At 41.6% G+C, this 15,554-nt stretch carries 12 protein-coding genes; 2 read left to right on the top strand and 10 right to left on the bottom strand.

Annotation, left to right across the window (positions count from 1 at the left end; all coding sequences use genetic code 11):
- Nucleotides 1–324 precede the first annotated feature (324 nt).
- A complete protein-coding gene (secA, locus tag AC21OG_RS07180; RefSeq protein WP_487378331.1) occupies nt 325–3,129 on the bottom strand; it encodes a preprotein translocase subunit SecA in 2,805 nt (934 codons plus the stop codon).
- Between the two features lie 454 nt (nt 3,130–3,583).
- Here secA and mutS point away from each other — a divergent pair, with 454 nt between their 5' ends.
- Together mutS and fdxA are read left to right on the top strand one after the other, a co-directional pair.
- Nucleotides 3,584–6,769 (top strand): DNA mismatch repair protein MutS, encoded by a 3,186-nt coding sequence (gene mutS / locus AC21OG_RS07175; RefSeq protein WP_487378330.1) that lies wholly within the window; start codon nt 3,584–3,586, stop codon nt 6,767–6,769.
- 230 nt (nt 6,770–6,999) lie between these two features.
- A complete protein-coding gene (gene fdxA / locus AC21OG_RS07170) occupies nt 7,000–7,323 on the top strand; it encodes a ferredoxin FdxA (RefSeq protein WP_486547039.1) in 324 nt (107 codons plus the stop codon).
- 243 nt (nt 7,324–7,566) lie between these two features.
- Here fdxA and AC21OG_RS07165 read toward each other — a convergent pair whose 3' ends face one another.
- The 9 genes from AC21OG_RS07165 to AC21OG_RS07125 all read right to left on the bottom strand — a co-directional run bounded on the left by AC21OG_RS07165 (nt 7,567) and on the right by AC21OG_RS07125 (nt 15,403).
- Nucleotides 7,567–7,989, bottom strand: a complete 423-nt coding sequence (locus AC21OG_RS07165; RefSeq protein ID WP_487378329.1) for a pilin — start codon at nt 7,987–7,989, stop codon at nt 7,567–7,569.
- Nucleotides 7,990–8,189: 200 nt separating this feature from the next.
- Nucleotides 8,190–8,840, bottom strand: a complete 651-nt coding sequence (locus tag AC21OG_RS07160) for a type IV pilin protein (protein WP_487378328.1) — start codon at nt 8,838–8,840, stop codon at nt 8,190–8,192.
- 3 nt (nt 8,841–8,843) lie between these two features.
- On the bottom strand, nt 8,844–9,683 hold the full coding sequence (locus tag AC21OG_RS07155) for a pilus assembly PilX family protein (protein WP_487378327.1): 840 nt from the start codon (nt 9,681–9,683) through the stop codon (nt 8,844–8,846).
- Nucleotides 9,684–9,820: 137 nt separating this feature from the next.
- Nucleotides 9,821–10,864, bottom strand: a complete 1,044-nt coding sequence (locus AC21OG_RS07150; protein WP_487378326.1) for a PilW family protein — start codon at nt 10,862–10,864, stop codon at nt 9,821–9,823.
- On the bottom strand, nt 10,861–11,424 hold the full coding sequence (locus AC21OG_RS07145; RefSeq protein ID WP_487378325.1) for a type IV pilus modification PilV family protein: 564 nt from the start codon (nt 11,422–11,424) through the stop codon (nt 10,861–10,863). The genes AC21OG_RS07150 and AC21OG_RS07145 overlap by 4 nt, the downstream gene beginning before the upstream one ends.
- A gap of 81 nt (nt 11,425–11,505) precedes the next feature.
- Nucleotides 11,506–12,039 (bottom strand): type IV pilin protein, encoded by a 534-nt coding sequence (locus AC21OG_RS07140; RefSeq protein ID WP_487378324.1) that lies wholly within the window; start codon nt 12,037–12,039, stop codon nt 11,506–11,508.
- A gap of 129 nt (nt 12,040–12,168) precedes the next feature.
- A complete protein-coding gene (locus tag AC21OG_RS07135; protein WP_487378323.1) occupies nt 12,169–13,176 on the bottom strand; it encodes a ComF family protein in 1,008 nt (335 codons plus the stop codon).
- A 144-nt stretch (nt 13,177–13,320) separates the two neighbouring features.
- Entirely contained in the window at nt 13,321–14,646 is a 1,326-nt protein-coding gene (locus AC21OG_RS07130) for a phospholipase A (protein WP_487378322.1), read from the bottom strand.
- A 169-nt stretch (nt 14,647–14,815) separates the two neighbouring features.
- Nucleotides 14,816–15,403 carry a DUF3465 domain-containing protein gene (locus tag AC21OG_RS07125; protein ID WP_487378321.1) on the bottom strand — a complete coding sequence of 196 codons (588 nt, stop codon included), beginning with the start codon at nt 15,401–15,403 and terminating at the stop codon, nt 14,816–14,818.
- Nucleotides 15,404–15,554 lie beyond the last annotated feature (151 nt).

The following is a 15,554-nucleotide window of genomic DNA, read 5'->3' as shown; positions in this document are numbered from 1 at the left end:
CTTATTGGTTAACGCATTCATAATATAGTCAGCGAACTACTAAACGGTTACAGTGTTAACCTCATTAAGCCTACTACAGTAGTACTTGCACTCGGTTGCCTTGTAACCACTTTAGACTTCTTTGACTATAGTAATGCTTAAATACCATTTTTACGTCATTTAAAAATGATTGGTTTATTATTAACCCTTGTATCATTTAACTCAAGCTTTAAACCGTTATGAATGATACCTAATAATAGTATTTATCGACTATTATTACCATATTTAGTCGGCATACTCAAATAAAGTCTGAAAACTTACTTTGAATGCTTAGCTTTGGTGGACTTAAATTTTACCGTGGCACTGTTTATAACGTAAGCCGGATCCACAAGGGCATGGCGCATTTCGACTGATATTCATATCTGCATAAGGATTTTCACCGTCTGTCTCTGGCCTTCTAGATGTAGCCGCTTGATTATTTAAATTTAAAGCTTGAGGAGTAACTTGATCCTGATTCTGGTTACGTGCTTCTACCTTAGGATCATTATGACGTTCACCCGTTAGGCTATCAATCTCATCATGTTCAAACATCATACGCTGACGTTCCGCTTGGGCTAAGCGTTCAGCTTCCATTGCCTCGAGCTCTTCTTTAGTTGGAATATGAACACGCGATAAATCCTGTACCGTATCTGATTTAATGGCACCAAGCATCATCTGAAATAATTCAAAAGATTCGCGCTTATATTCTTGTTCGGGATTTTTTTGTGCATATCCTCGCAAATGAATACCTTTACGTAACTGATCCATTTGCGTTAAATGTTCTTTCCAATGACGATCTAAGCTTTGAAGCATAAAGTGGCGCTCAAGCTGTGCCGCATTTTCAGGACTCATTTGCTCACGGCGATCGCGATAACGCGTAATGGCAGTCTGAATAATTTTCTCACGCAGACCTTCTTCGTCAAGACGACGGTCTTCATCCAGCCAGTCATTGATAGGCATAAAGTATTTAAATTCGCTTTCAAGCTCATCCTCTAAACCATCAATATTCCATTGATCATCGATAGATCCTGGCGGTACAAACTGACTAATCAGCGCATCATAAACATCATGATGCATCTCTTCAATCGCCTCTTTAAGATCAGCTTCTGCCAATAAATCATCACGCTGAGCGTAAATGACCTTACGTTGATCATTGGCAACATCATCATATTTTAGTAGGTTTTTACGGGCATCAAAGTCACGACTTTCAACTTTACCTTGGGCATTTTCAATAGAGCGAGACACCATTTTATGTTCGATGGCCTCATCTTCCTTAAGTCCCATGGCGCGCATCATATTGACCACTCGATCACCAGCAAAGATACGCATTAAGTCATCTTCAAGCGATAAGAAGAAACGAGATTGCCCTGGATCACCTTGACGGCCTGCACGACCTCGAAGCTGGTTATCGATACGGCGAGATTCATGACGCTCAGAGCCAATGATATGTAGACCACCCGCTGCAATCACCTCATCATGCTTTTTCTGCCATGAATCTCTTAAGCGCTGCATTTCTTCAGGATTAACATTCTCAGGATCGATAATCTGAGCTTGCCAGTTACCCCCTAAGATAATATCAGTACCACGACCTGCCATGTTAGTGGCGATAGTAACCGCTCTTGGGCTACCTGCCTGAGCGATAATTTCAGCTTCACGCTCGTGCTGCTTGGCATTTAACACATTGTGCTTAATACCTTCTTGATCTAACAAATAAGACAGCTCTTCACTGGCCTCAATGGTCGCCGTACCGACCAACACTGGGGCACCTTTTTCTTGAATGCCTTTAATCTCGCGAATAATACCTTTGTATTTACCTAACTTAGTTAAGAAAATTTGATCATCCAAGTCTATCCTTGCGATCGGTTTGTGCGTTGGGATCACCACCACATCAATATCATAGGTAGATTTAAATTCTGCCGCTTCGGTATCAGCAGTACCTGTCATACCAGATAGCTTGTCATACAGTCTGAAGTAGTTCTGGAAGGTGGTGGTTGCTAGCGTTTGGTTCTCCGCTTGAATCTCTACCCCTTCTTTTGCTTCCACTGCTTGATGCAAGCCATCTGACCAACGACGCCCTGGCATGGTACGGCCGGTATTTTCATCCACAATAATCACTTCACCATCATTGACGATGTAATGGACGTTTTTAACAAAAATATGATGGGCGCGGATGGCTGCCTGTACATGAGCCAATAAAGGCAACCTGGTTGGGCTATATAAACTTTCATTCTCACCAAGCTCGCCCACTTCAATTAAAAAGGACTCAATTTTTTCATAGCCTTTTTCGCTAATTTCGATTTGGCGGTTTTTTTCATCAATCCAAAAGTCGCCTTCTCTATTTTCTTTATTGGCCTCTTCATCTTTTGAACGTTGCAGGCGCGGAATAATATTATTAATTAAGGCATAAGTTCTTGATGAATCTTCAGCTTGTCCAGAGATAATTAAAGGCGTACGTGCCTCATCGATCAATATAGAGTCAATCTCATCAATAATACAAAAGTTTAATGCGCGCTGTTTTTTCTCAGCCAAGCTAAACACCATGTTGTCACGCAGATAATCAAATCCATACTCATTATTGGTACCATAAGTAATGTCTGCTTGATAAGCGGCAACTTTTTCTTGCGGCGGCTGTTGTGAGTAAATGACCCCAACCGTTAACCCTAAAAACTCAAATAATGGTCGGTTTAATTCTGCATCACGTGACGCCAAGTAATCATTGACCGTCACAATATGGACACCCTTGCCACTGATAGCATTGAGATAAATGGCCAAGGTTGCCATTAAGGTTTTACCCTCACCAGTGCGCATCTCAGCGATCTTACCTTCATGTAGCGTGATACCGCCGATAATCTGTACATCAAAATGTCGCATACCTAACACGCGCGTTGATGCTTCACGACATACCGCAAAGGCTTCGGGTAACAGAGAGTCAAGGTTTGCGCCTTCATCAAAACGGCGTTTAAACTCCGTCGTTTTATCCTTAAGCTGTTCATCTGTTAACGCAGAAACGGCTTCTTCATGAGCATTCACTTTAGCGACAATTTGACGCATTCGTTTTAGCTCGCGATCATTTTTTGTACCAATTACGCTTCCGATTATTTTTGACAACATAACTTTGTAGACCTATCTATCGACTTAGTCGTGCATATTCAGGTGCAGACTGAAAAAAAATTCTATTTATTATATATGGTAACAGTATTGATAGATACAAGGGCAATTGATTCTATATAGAGAAATTTTTATTCCTAACATCCAATAATTAGGGTCTGTTTTATTATTAATCACGTTAACCCACGTTAGTAGCCCAAGTTGGAGTATTCATGTAGTTCAAAAACCATCAAACGTTTCCGATATTGAGTCGCCATCCACATTTAAAGGGTTAAATTGACTTAACTGTCCTTATATATCAGCTTTTCTGTTCTTACCAAACTGTCATTTTAATCGGGCATTCCCATTGTCTAGTATGCTATCAATGAATAACAGAATAAATACCGTCGTCAATTAATGGTAAAATAGCCTTTCCATATCCTCTAGACCCTCGTTTTTATTGTGATTTACCCCTATTATGTCTGATATCGAAAGTAACGCTCAAATCCTGACTATTAATGGCACCCAGTATGATCTAAACAACCATACGCCCATGATGGTGCAATACCTGACCTTAAAAGCCCAATACCCGCATGCCCTACTACTATATCGTATGGGTGACTTCTATGAGCTTTTTTTTGAAGATGCTTACCGCGCTGCTGAAATTTTAGACATTACATTGACCCGTCGTGGTAATGATAAAGCGGGCAATAATATTGCGATGGCTGGTGTGCCCTTTCATGCTGCTGAAAGCTATATGGCAAGACTGATTGCCGCAGGCCAAACAGTGGTAATCTGTGAACAAGTAGAAGACACAGCCGAAGCAAGCTCAAATAATGATGCCTCTACCAACTCAGTGTCTGAAAAAACAGCCTCTGCAAAAGGTATCATGCGTCGCGAAGTGGTTAAGACACTGACTGCCGGCACCTTAACGGATGATGCGTTAATTGCCCCAAATCAAACGCCAAGCGTGGTCTCTATTGACTTGCATCTAGGCAAAAACATTCACAATCCTACCTTAAACCAAGCCAGTAAATGGCAAGTGGGTGTCAGTCAACTTGACTTAAATGCAGGCACCATTCGCACCCAAACTATCAATTTAGATACGGTTATTAAACAAGGCAATGTTGTTAAACAAGAAAATGAAGGCGATACTGTTCCGTCCCACTCTATCGATTACGAATCACTACTAAAACAACGTCTGATGACGGTACTTACCCGTTTTACGCCGAGTGAAGTCATTATCGCAGAAACAGTCTCAGACGACTGGAGGCATTGGCTACAAGATACCCTGTATTGCCCTGTTATTAGTGTTGCGGCCAGTGACTTTCATCCTCAACACGCTGCCACCACTTTGTGCCGACAGTTTAATGTCCAAACCTTAGAAGGTTTAGGTATTGCCGATAGCATTGTCTCTCAGACCAGTAGCGCCGCCTTGATTCATTATGCGCAGCAAACTCAGCAGCGTCATACGCCGCAATTGACAGAGTTAATTGTTGAGCGCGATGAAGACTACTTAATTATCGATGATATCAGTAGCCGTAACCTTGAGTTATTTAGCCCCGTTAGCGCTACCGGCACCAGCTTATTGAGCGTGGTCAATCAATGCCAAACCCCCATGGGCAAACGATTGCTGTCCAATCAACTAAAGCGGCCGCTGCGACTGATGTATGCCTGCGATACATTAAATGCACGATTAGATGCCACTCAATGGCTTATCGAGCAGCCTTTGCATTCTAATTTATCAGAACTCATGCAGGAGGCCTTGCAAGGCATCTCTGACATTGAGCGTATCAGTAGCCGCATCGGTCTCCACAGCGCTAAACCGCGTGATCTAAGACGGCTTGCAGACAGTATTCGCTGCAGTGAACAATTAGCGATTATTTTACAATCTCATGGACTTGACCCTGAAAGTTCGGGGCTTTTAGCACAGTTAACACGGCACTTGCCTGTGCATCTTGAACCGCTACTTGATATCGCCAAATTGATTGAGACCGCGATAGTGGCAGAGCCGCCCTCTCATATTCGCGAAGGCGGTATGATTGCCACCGGTTACGATGAAGCGTTCGATCGTCTCGTACACTTGCATGACAATATTCAAGAAACACTCGACAATATGGCAGAAGAGGCACGCCAAGAATATGGGTTGAACAGCCTTAAAGTCGGATTTAACAAAGTGAGTGGCTTTTATTTTGAGTTACCTAAAGGTCAGGCCAGCACAGCGCCCGATGTCTTTATCCGCAGGCAAACTTTAAAAAATAGCGAACGCTTTATTACTGAGCCTCTTAAAAACCTTGAAGTGGACTACTTACAAGCTCAAACCAACGCTCTGGCTCGTGAAAAGGCTTTGTATCAAGCGTTACTAGTGGCATTAAGCGAGAAGCTTAGCGATTTGCAACAGTTAAGCGCTGCCGTTGCCCAACTTGATGTCCTTTTAAACTGGGCGGTACTGGCGACAGAGAACCATTGGGTACGTCCTCATCTGGACCCTGATGCCAGCTATGTCGATATAAAAGACGGACGGCACTTGGTTGTTGAAGCGATGAGCCAGCCTAAAGCGAATAATAGCAAGCCTACTAATACGGTAACGTCTGTTCAACATTTCGTCGCCAATGATTGTCAATTAGGCACCCAAACACATCCTGAGCGTCTGCTGCTGATTACGGGTCCCAACATGGGCGGTAAATCGACCTATATGCGTCAAACTGCTTTAATTGTGTTGTTGGCCTGTTGCGGCAGCTTTGTACCTGCCAGCACAGCCCATATCGGTGATATAGACCGTATCTTTACCCGTATTGGGTCTGCAGATGATTTGGCGGGCGGTAAATCCACCTTTATGGTAGAGATGATTGAAACGGCTCAAATATTAAACTTAGCGACAAACCGCTCACTGGTATTGATGGATGAAGTCGGCCGCGGTACATCAACGACTGATGGTCTTGCTATTGCCCATGCTTGTGCGGTTCAACTTTGCAATATGGGCAGCTTAACGTTATTTGCAACCCACTACTTTGAGCTCACTGAGCTTAGCCGGCAAACACAGCTTTCCTCTAAACTTAGTAATGTCCACGTATCAGCGAGCAGAGTAGACGGTCAATTATTGCTACTTCACAAAATCAAACCGGGTGCGGCAAGCTCAAGCTTTGGACTACATGTGGCCAAAATGGCAGGTATTCCACAACCTGTATTACAAGCCGCGGAGCACTATTTAAGTCAACAAAAGCTGCTAAGCCAGTCTGCCCAGTCGCCACAAACGTCAGTCAATGACGGTCATGAATCATCCGAAACGGCTATTGATGACAGCAAATCTAATAGCGATAAGTTAAATAGCCATAAGTATAAAAATGATAAGTCTAATAAGGGTGAGACCGCTAAGTCCAATAATGCTAAATTAGATAAAGCTTATGCAAATGATGACCATAGTCAATATTTAACCCCTTCATCTGAGGTGCAGCAGTCCTCGCAGACCTACTTAAACGCCGAGCAATATTTGGATTTGATGGCAGATAATAGTAGCGATACACCCACTACCATTACGCCTAACCCACTCAATACTAAGGCTAAAGGGATTATTGATAGGCTCAATGAGGTACATCCAGATGAATTAACACCGAAACAAGCACTCGACTTAATCTATGAGCTCAAACAAAGTGTAAAAGACTGACTGAAGCGAATTTGTGAAATAAGTGTTAACAGGGTAAAATATCTCCCTCAAATAAATCTTATCCTTCATCTCAACTCTAACTTACTTATCTTGAATGAGCTTGCCATTTAGCCAATGCTAGTCGTTATACGGGTTTTGCTATAACGCCAACCAAAGGTTATGACAAATAAAACTAGCTCGCCAACATGGATAAACATGCCACAAGATAACTTTTATAAAGGTAGCTCGCTATGACATTTGTTGTCACTGAAAATTGCATCCGCTGCAAATACACCGATTGTGTTGAAGTCTGCCCTGTGGACTGCTTTTATGAAGGGCCTAACTTTTTGGTCATTCATCCTGATGAATGTATTGACTGTGCTTTGTGTGAGCCTGAGTGCCCAGCCAATGCAATTTTTTCTGAAGATGAGGTGCCGAAAGGGCAAGAGGAGTTTATCGAGCTAAATGCTGAGTTAGCAGAAGAATGGCCCAATATCACTGAAATGCACGATCAACTGCCTGATGCTGAGAAGTGGGATGGCGTTGAAGGTAAGATTCAATACTTAGAGCGTTAAGGTTATATTAGGCAACTTATTGCCAAATTCTATGATTGGATCTATCGTTTTCTTTGATAGTTTTATAATTTCGATAATATTAGTTATCTACAAGTTAGTTTCTAACAATCTGGTAAATAAAAAGCGACCTTTTGGTCGCTTTTTATGTGTTAACGCATCCTGACTGCGTAATTGTGTCTTACTTAAGCCACATTAGAACGGATAAAAGGTTCTAGAATTTTTTTCTAAAAAGTTTTAATACGATTAACTGATTGGCTTCGCCTCACAATTAAGAATATCGCCCATCGAACAAACAATACTTGCTCTACTGTCATTAACAGGTTTTTTAATAACCCCGATGATTGTTGACTCAATCGCCACTTCCGATGCTATATTGTCACTATTAGCTGCCACAGTCGTCGCGCCACTTGCATAGGACAACGTTTCACAAGCAGATGCAGCCCTATCTAATAAAGGCTGAACGGTTGTATCGTCAAATTGTAATGTCGTGTCATTGTTGTCCATAAACACTTTGTTACTAAATGCTTTAGTTTCAGCCATACAGGCCGCTTCTGAAGACTTTTTAGTATAGTCTTGATAAGCTGGTATCGCGATTAATGCCAATGTACCGATAATAGCAACCACAACCATCAACTCAATTAATGTAAAACCCTTTTGACTGTGCATAGCACATCCTTGTATGAAAATAAAAATAAAATAAAAAAATAACAATCCAAAAAAAGCCTATAGCTTAATAATTATAAGAATTGACTTTAGTTATAGTAAAAAAACATAAGGATAGTAACACTTTTTTAATTGTATAATGCAACAAAATAAAATTTACTGATTGAGTCCGTGTTTTTAGTGTTTATCTATACACACACCATTCACCATGTCAGATCTTTTAGGCAGTAAATATCACTATCTAAGTCTGGGACTGCACTACCACTGGGATATCGGCAACGCCGGCCCTGACTGTCTAAATAATAGCTATCTGCAAACTGTGTTAAGGTATTCTCAGAATTTGGTGTTATTAGCATCCGCCAACCATTGCCGTTGGCGTCTGAATGTATTAGCGAATAGTGACCGCTGGCATCTGATAAAGTTATGAGATAGCGATATTTTGATAAATTAGACGCATCGTTAAGCTTACTATTAGCACCTGTTTTAGCAATATTATTTGGTGTGTTAAATAAGATATCATTATTTACAGCACTTCCAATAGTCACCATTGGTTCTTGAGATAATAAATAATCATATCCTGCATATGTCAATCGTTTCGCCTTCCAACGTGACAGTTGACCACTAATCTGCAGCCCTTGCTGCTGCGCTTGGATTTGAATTTGGTTACGTGTATATTGCCGATAGCTGGGAATGGCAATCACTGTCAAAATGACCAATATTAGCGCTACTGTCATAAGTTCAATAAGGGTAAATCCTAATTGCAGAGAGGGTTGATACGCACAGTTATTTTGATCGATTACTCGGTAAGTTTTATGTTTATCATCATTAAGGAGTATTTGTGGTTGTTTACTCATCCTTTAACCACCTGATTGCATTAGCAAATCGTTACTCTTTGGCAATATAAACCAATAATCCTTTGCTTGCACATTGTATGGCGTATAACTGCTATCTAAGCACGCCAATTGACCCTGCGTTTCAATAGCGCCCTCCTTATTCATGCCTCCCAATTCATTCAATACTTGAGTCGTTGTTATGGCCTCTGAATTAGCATTATGTATGGGTAGCTGCATACAGGCATCAATTTCATTGACGGTGACATGGCTTAAGCTGGGAATAAATGAGGTAACGTATACTCGAATCAGAACAGGAAGCCTGTCATCAGTACTGGTTTGAAGCTCTAAACTTGCCAGTACTGAATTTGGTGGTGCTAAGCTTGACTGATCCAGTGTGAGTCGCACAAATGAGACTTGGGTGGCAACCACCTTACGATTACTAGTAAAGTGATTGATAGCGTTGTTTCTGATATTGCAATAGCCTTGACTATTTCTAACGCCCTTTGTTTGACTGATTATTCTGTGCACACCAGCACCGACATACAGACTCTTATGGACGGTTGGCTGGTAACAAATGACATATTCTGTTGTTGCTAATTCATCACCCTCTCTTACTAAATAACCTATTGGGCCATTTATGGATACCAGCCCTGCTAACTGGCTAGGGTCTTGTATCGCCTTCTCAAAGTGAGCCAGCGGCACATCAGAAGCTTGGAATAAAAGCTGATTCACTTGTAAGGCGGTAGTCATATCTCCTGAGACTTGGGCACTTTTGATCGTCATCATACTGACTATTGATAATAATAAAATCATAAACAGCACTATCACCATAACCGCTCCATTTTGCTGGGCAGGATATGTCATGAGTGGCACTACGCTACGCCGCGAGCTATGATCTAACGATTGGCTTTGTGGGTGTGATATTGTAGTGGCTAATAAGACCCGAGAGTTAGGGGTTTTTATACCCGTAGCGTTAACCTGTTTTCTGAAAGAAAGAGTTCTCAAAACACAGGTGCTCCATGTCTTAAATACACCACACTTTGTAAGGTACGCCGTACATAGCTGGGATGCTGCTGTTTTATAATGCGATCAGTACCATTCACTTTGAACACCGAGGAGTGATCTTGCTCAGACTTTATCGAGTGATGACCACGACCAATAATGCCTAATTGAATAGCTACAATAGGCCAGTCGCTGTCACTACCTGAGCTATTTGGACTGCCTGAACTGCTTGAGTTTTGCGAATACTTACTGGCAAGATAGCGTTCAATAGGTAAATAGGCCATACCATGATCACTGCGAACCCCTAATTTCACTTCAAAATAATCCACCCGATTTATAAGAATAACCCCATTATCCCCAAAGTTGCTAATCCGTATGTTCTCAGTTGTTACATTAGCGGTATCTGCCTCATCAGGCAGTACATATCGGCCGGCATCACAGGCCAACACGATAGCCAATGACTTAGTTTCGTTATCCGCTTTTTGTCGATCTGACCGCGTAAAAAAACGCTGTATCACCCTTTCACCCTGTTTGACCGTACGCCCTTCACAATCAAATCCATCGTCAGCAGCTTGGTACTGTATGGTGAGCTGATCACTTGTCATTGGAGTCAATACATTGCTTGGACCTGCTTGATTGCGAGTGAGAAGCTTTGCATCAATACCGCTGACACCTCTTAAATTACCTACCTTTACAAATTGTCCTGCTTCATTTATCTCTCCACTATTCTCAGATCCTGTCAACACAATGCCAGTCCATGCACTTTGTTGAGTCATAGCAAGTGATGACCCTTGATTGGCCAGTGCAATATCCTTATTAAGAGAAGCCAAATTGTATATGGCAGTTTCTTGTACCTCTAAGGTTGAAAGCTGAATACGCTGGATATCTATACTATGGGAAAATAACTTGAAGGCTGCCGCGCTAATAACCAAACCTAAGCTTAGCGAGAGCATCAATTCTGCTAAGGTGAAGCCTTGCTGTCTTGGTACTGGCTTACGATAATTCGTTGTAGCAATATTTGTTGTAGCAATTAAGGGGTTCAATAGGTTTCCCTATAGATACAATCTGCATCCTTTAGATAGGTGCCGTCCTGATAAAGGCACCCTAGATTTTCAGCTGTCGCGTCCGGCATCTCAGATGCAGTGGCATACCCTGCTAAGGTATTATTCCATGCAGCCACCAGACAACGGGTATTACCATAATTTGCAGTACCAGGACAGATGACCATACCCAACGTTATCCCTTGATTTTTAGCATATTGACGCAGCGCCACCACGTCATTTGTGACCGATTGAGCTGTGCTACACCCCCCTATTGCTTCACAATCAGTAATAGCCGGTAACGCTGATGCTGTCAAATGGGTTTGGTACTCACTCATATCTACCATATCATGATGCGCTCGCATCCGCTCTGCCGCTTCCTCTAGAATAAGTAAAGCGCTTATACGTAGGTTGGTATCATTCATTGCGTTGAGTGAGCGTGCTTGCAACGCTGAGTAGCCTAATGCTGCTGTGGAAAGTAACAATAAGGCTATTAACACTTCTACCAAGCTAACCCCATGTTGGTTAAAGGTTGGACCTGAGTTATTGACAACTTTTAACACTATTGAGGGTCCTTTATATGGGGGAGAGACTTGTGGGAAAGCTTGAACGATATTTATCCTGACGTGAAATCTTATACTAGCCTAATCACACTGGATACGATGACATTCTATACCGTTATAATCCAAACTTAACTCACCATCATGTTCCATAACCGTGTCTTTCAATGGGGTCGCAATGATCTTCCAATGCGCTGAACCAATATGTTTATGGTCTAAGCTTATGGGTAAAATAGACACCGTGTATAACGCGTGTTCGATATTTGGAAAGGGTATGTCTCGGTAAGTGCTCAGTGGGTTTATAAGGTCAGTATTCGGGTTTTCATGTGGTAATTTGTTTTGCGATTTAGGATGCGAACTAAGTCCAGTATCAGCATTAATGGCTATGGTATGTTTATCTTTGAAGATATCGCTTAACTTTATTGACTCATAAGTCCCATAAATTAAGCTTTTAGCATGAATTTGAGTGGCAAGGTTTTGCAACTCCACCCTCATTTCGACTCGCTTTGTTTTTATAGAATACGCTTGATAACTTGGATAAATAATCGAAGATAACACACCGATCAATATCAGAGTACACATCAGCTCTATCAAACCATAACCTTGAGAGTTTCGCATATTATACCTTTTCTATGAGAACCTATTCTTTTCAAGCTCGGTCAGGCTCACTAAACCTACTATTTATAGCATTTGTTTTTGTTGCGTTTGAACGTGCCTTTCTGTATAGGTTAATTTTAAGATTTGGTCTTATTTTCCATGCGTAATGCTAAAAGCAGAAACTTTAAGCTCAGGGTAGGCTTTAATTAACGTGCTGGCGAGTACATTTAAGGTGGCTCCGGTGGTCATGACATCATCGAATAACAGAATACGCTTTGATGGCGGTCGACAGCTAACAGTAAAGGCATTGACAATATTTTTTTGACGCTCATGACGATCTAGCCCTTGCTGACTTCTAGCAGCATCTACCCGACTGACTCCTTTCCATACCGGTATCTCCCAATGCAGTGATAAATAATGCGCCAGAATGGAGACGGGATCAAAGCCACGTGTAGAAAGCCGATGACTGGTGGTTGGCATAGGCGCTATGACACTGTTATTTGCATGGCATCCTTGGGGCCTAGGTAGCTGGCGTAGAGCATGCACTAACACCGGTAAAGCATTCAATTGTTCACGATACTTAAAGGCGATGATGGCATCCCGTAAGTAACTCGTGTGCGCTGCTATCGGTTGTATCGCCAAAATTGTGATGATACCCTTTCTAGTATTTAACCTATCTTTGTCAGGTTCATTGAGCCTACTAGTTGTAGCGTTTGCACTCATTTTACTTGATAGATTAATTTCTAGATTAGGGTTTATATTTGCCTGCGTTGTCGCAATCTTTGATGTATTACTAAGCGATGTTTTATTTAGTGATGTTTTATTTAGTGATGTTTTATTTAGTGATGGGTGCTCAAGTAAAGTTTGCTCAATTATTGAGGGTAACCATGTAATATCATCATGGCAGGCTTGGCACACGAAGGGCGAAAAAAAAGAGTACTCCGCATGAGAGTACTCTTTTTTAGGTATGGTTTTATTAATTAAGCCATTATCATATGATGTGCGATCAAGCAACGTATCGCTAGCCTTAATCGCACCCGTTCCAGTTGCATTAATCTGGCACACACAGCATCGTTTTTGTAAATACTGTACCCGCCACATGCCTAAATGATAAAAAGCGGGTACTAAATTTTGTACGCTCTGGCTAATAAGTTTCAATTAGATATCAAGTCCTTTTGTCTTTAGCGTCCTATTAACAGCCTATCAAGTCTCATTGACCGCCAAATTAAGTATTTTCCACAACAACCATCTGCGGTTTAAAGCTTAGTCTACTATGGCATTGATTATACGATAGAAAAAAGATTATAAACCTTTCCAGTCACTAAGAGACAAACCTACCCCCACTGCGGTCGTTTCATCATTATAGTCAATGATGGACTCTCCATAACCGTGGAAGATTTGAATAAAGGCTTCTAAGTCTCGGGTTAATGGATGTGTATAATCTAACTGAATAGCCCCTTTATCGGTGTCAAAATTATAACGACCCGTTGCTGATAAAGTCTCCCCTTTGCCAAAATTATACAAGGCGACTACCTCACCATGGCCATAATAGTCAGTGATATCTGGATTATCACTAGGGGTTGAATCCGATTCATTCTTAACATGAGTCCAAATTTTAGGAATAACTGATAATTTACCCCACTCAGCACCACCCATCAGGTAAATGCGGTTCCATGACCGCGACAAGGGATCTGATTGTCCATTTGAGTGGTGAACGGCACCCGCACCTAGCATACGCAAACGACCATTAAAGGGTAGTTTAGCGGTCACCGGCTGAGTAATAAATATCTCTGGCATGTAATCTGTCGCCCTAAAAGGACGAGAGTTGTCTTCGTTATAGACCTGCCAATGCATTTGTTGTGTATAACCAAACCAAACATCAGCATTGGTATCGAACAAGTCTTCAGCCACCTTGGTTTTTAAAGATATCTGAGCTTTCAGCTCTAATGGTTCATACTCTTCTTTGGTATAAGGGTATTCTTCTTGAGTCGGTGTATGAGGAGAACGATTTGGATCAAAATGAGCAAAGGCTGGCAGTAAATAGATAGGATTATGCGGCCTTACCGTCCATGTTCCCTGTTCGCTATTTTCATCAAGGTCATAAGCGAGGCTCAGGGTCGTATAAGGAGAAAAGTCCTCAACTGTGACACCAGCTTGAGCCAGTTTTTCGTTACCCGCTTCAGTAGGCGCACCAGGAGCCAATTGCTGCTGCTCAGTCAGATTTTCGGTATCATCAGCATATACTGCTGTAGGGCGTAGACCCGTGAATGATGCCTTGACAGATTTCGTAATATCTATCGGCGTTTTTTTGCGACCTACGGTCACCTCTTGACCAAGAGTGACTTTGTCATAACATGCCAAGCGTGCGGCACCGAGCTTCAGCTCAGTACATTTCATAAAATCATCAATAGCGGGAGCTGAAGGTAGTTGGTTATCCACTGCCGTCATTGAATCAACTGCTTCTGTAGTGTCCTCCGCATGAGCTGAGGTCGTCATCAGCACAGGTAGAGCACCTATTGAACTTACGGATAGAATTGAAGCTGCTAAAAAACTAATTTTAGAAGTCATCTTAGATGCGGTTTTATAAGGGACTTTAAGAAGATGTGTATGAGTCCGCAATATGGTCATGCCTATTCCTGATCTATTTTTAAAGACTTTATTATACTATTAAAAACGACTTAACGATAAGGATAATAGTTAAATAAAAACAAAAAAATGATTTCCCACGTTCATTGTAGTGTTTGGATAGTTCTAAGAGATAACGTAAACAGTCATGAATTGCCATTACCTGTCAGTTTTATCCAAATCGCTTACCCTTGTGCTCAAGCCAACCGTTTTGATGTCGAGCAGCTGGATCATGGTGCGTCCAATGTATGATACCGCCTTGGGGATTATATTCATACTCACCATAAAACAGCACCTGATCGCCTGTACGCAGGTCAAGAATTTTGGGAGCTAAGTCAATATTATGTGCAATAAGAACAGTATGCTCAGGTGTCGTACCGTCAAGTTGGACGATAAAGCGTTGATGGCGGCTGCCTTCATTATCATCTGCCAATACTACTTTTACTGTTCCACAGCCCTTCACCTGTACCGATGAGGACTGGGCTTGAAAGGCGTCAACTATCAGGCTATTACGACAGGAGATGGGTAGTGAGACTTTGCCTATGACGTCACTATCAGAATTCAGACTTGGGCTATCAGGTATATTTTGGCTATTAGGAATAATATCTTCAGAACTAATGACCGATGTTTTTGCCTCTATTTTTCCTAATACTGGGATTTCAGAGGACTGCTGTTCACAGCCTGTCATTATTAAGGCTAATGGCAAAGGAAGTAGTAAAGCAAGGGCTTTAACTTGATTACATATGCTTATAGAGCTCATGGCTATTTCTCAGTTTTATTAAATAGAAGCTGCCATACACCTCAGATTCGAATCAATAATATAGTGTAAAGCTATGTCATTATCAAGCAATATTCGACTTTTGTCACCTTTACTAGACTGCTGTCTCTATCAGCTATTATTCAAACTATAC

The organism is Psychrobacter sp. CX5 (assembly GCF_057621535.2).
Note: the sequence above shows the minus strand (reverse complement) of the source record. Positions and strands in the feature narration are given on the sequence as shown.

Bases quoted from the DNA above. Each gene is read 5' to 3' on its own strand.
- secA (WP_487378331.1), bottom strand. From the start codon at position 3,129: ATGTTGTCAAAAATAATCGGAAGCGTAATTGGTACAAAAAATGATCGC.
- mutS (WP_487378330.1), top strand. From the start codon at position 3,584: ATGTCTGATATCGAAAGTAACGCTCAAATCCTGACTATTAATGGCACC.
- fdxA (WP_486547039.1), top strand. From the start codon at position 7,000: ATGACATTTGTTGTCACTGAAAATTGCATCCGCTGCAAATACACCGAT.
- AC21OG_RS07165 (WP_487378329.1), bottom strand. From the start codon at position 7,989: ATGCACAGTCAAAAGGGTTTTACATTAATTGAGTTGATGGTTGTGGTT.
- AC21OG_RS07160 (WP_487378328.1), bottom strand. From the start codon at position 8,840: ATGAGTAAACAACCACAAATACTCCTTAATGATGATAAACATAAAACT.
- AC21OG_RS07155 (WP_487378327.1), bottom strand. From the start codon at position 9,683: ATGACATATCCTGCCCAGCAAAATGGAGCGGTTATGGTGATAGTGCTG.
- AC21OG_RS07140 (WP_487378324.1), bottom strand. From the start codon at position 12,039: ATGCGAAACTCTCAAGGTTATGGTTTGATAGAGCTGATGTGTACTCTG.
- AC21OG_RS07130 (WP_487378322.1), bottom strand. From the start codon at position 14,646: ATGACCATATTGCGGACTCATACACATCTTCTTAAAGTCCCTTATAAA.
- AC21OG_RS07125 (WP_487378321.1), bottom strand. From the start codon at position 15,403: ATGAGCTCTATAAGCATATGTAATCAAGTTAAAGCCCTTGCTTTACTA.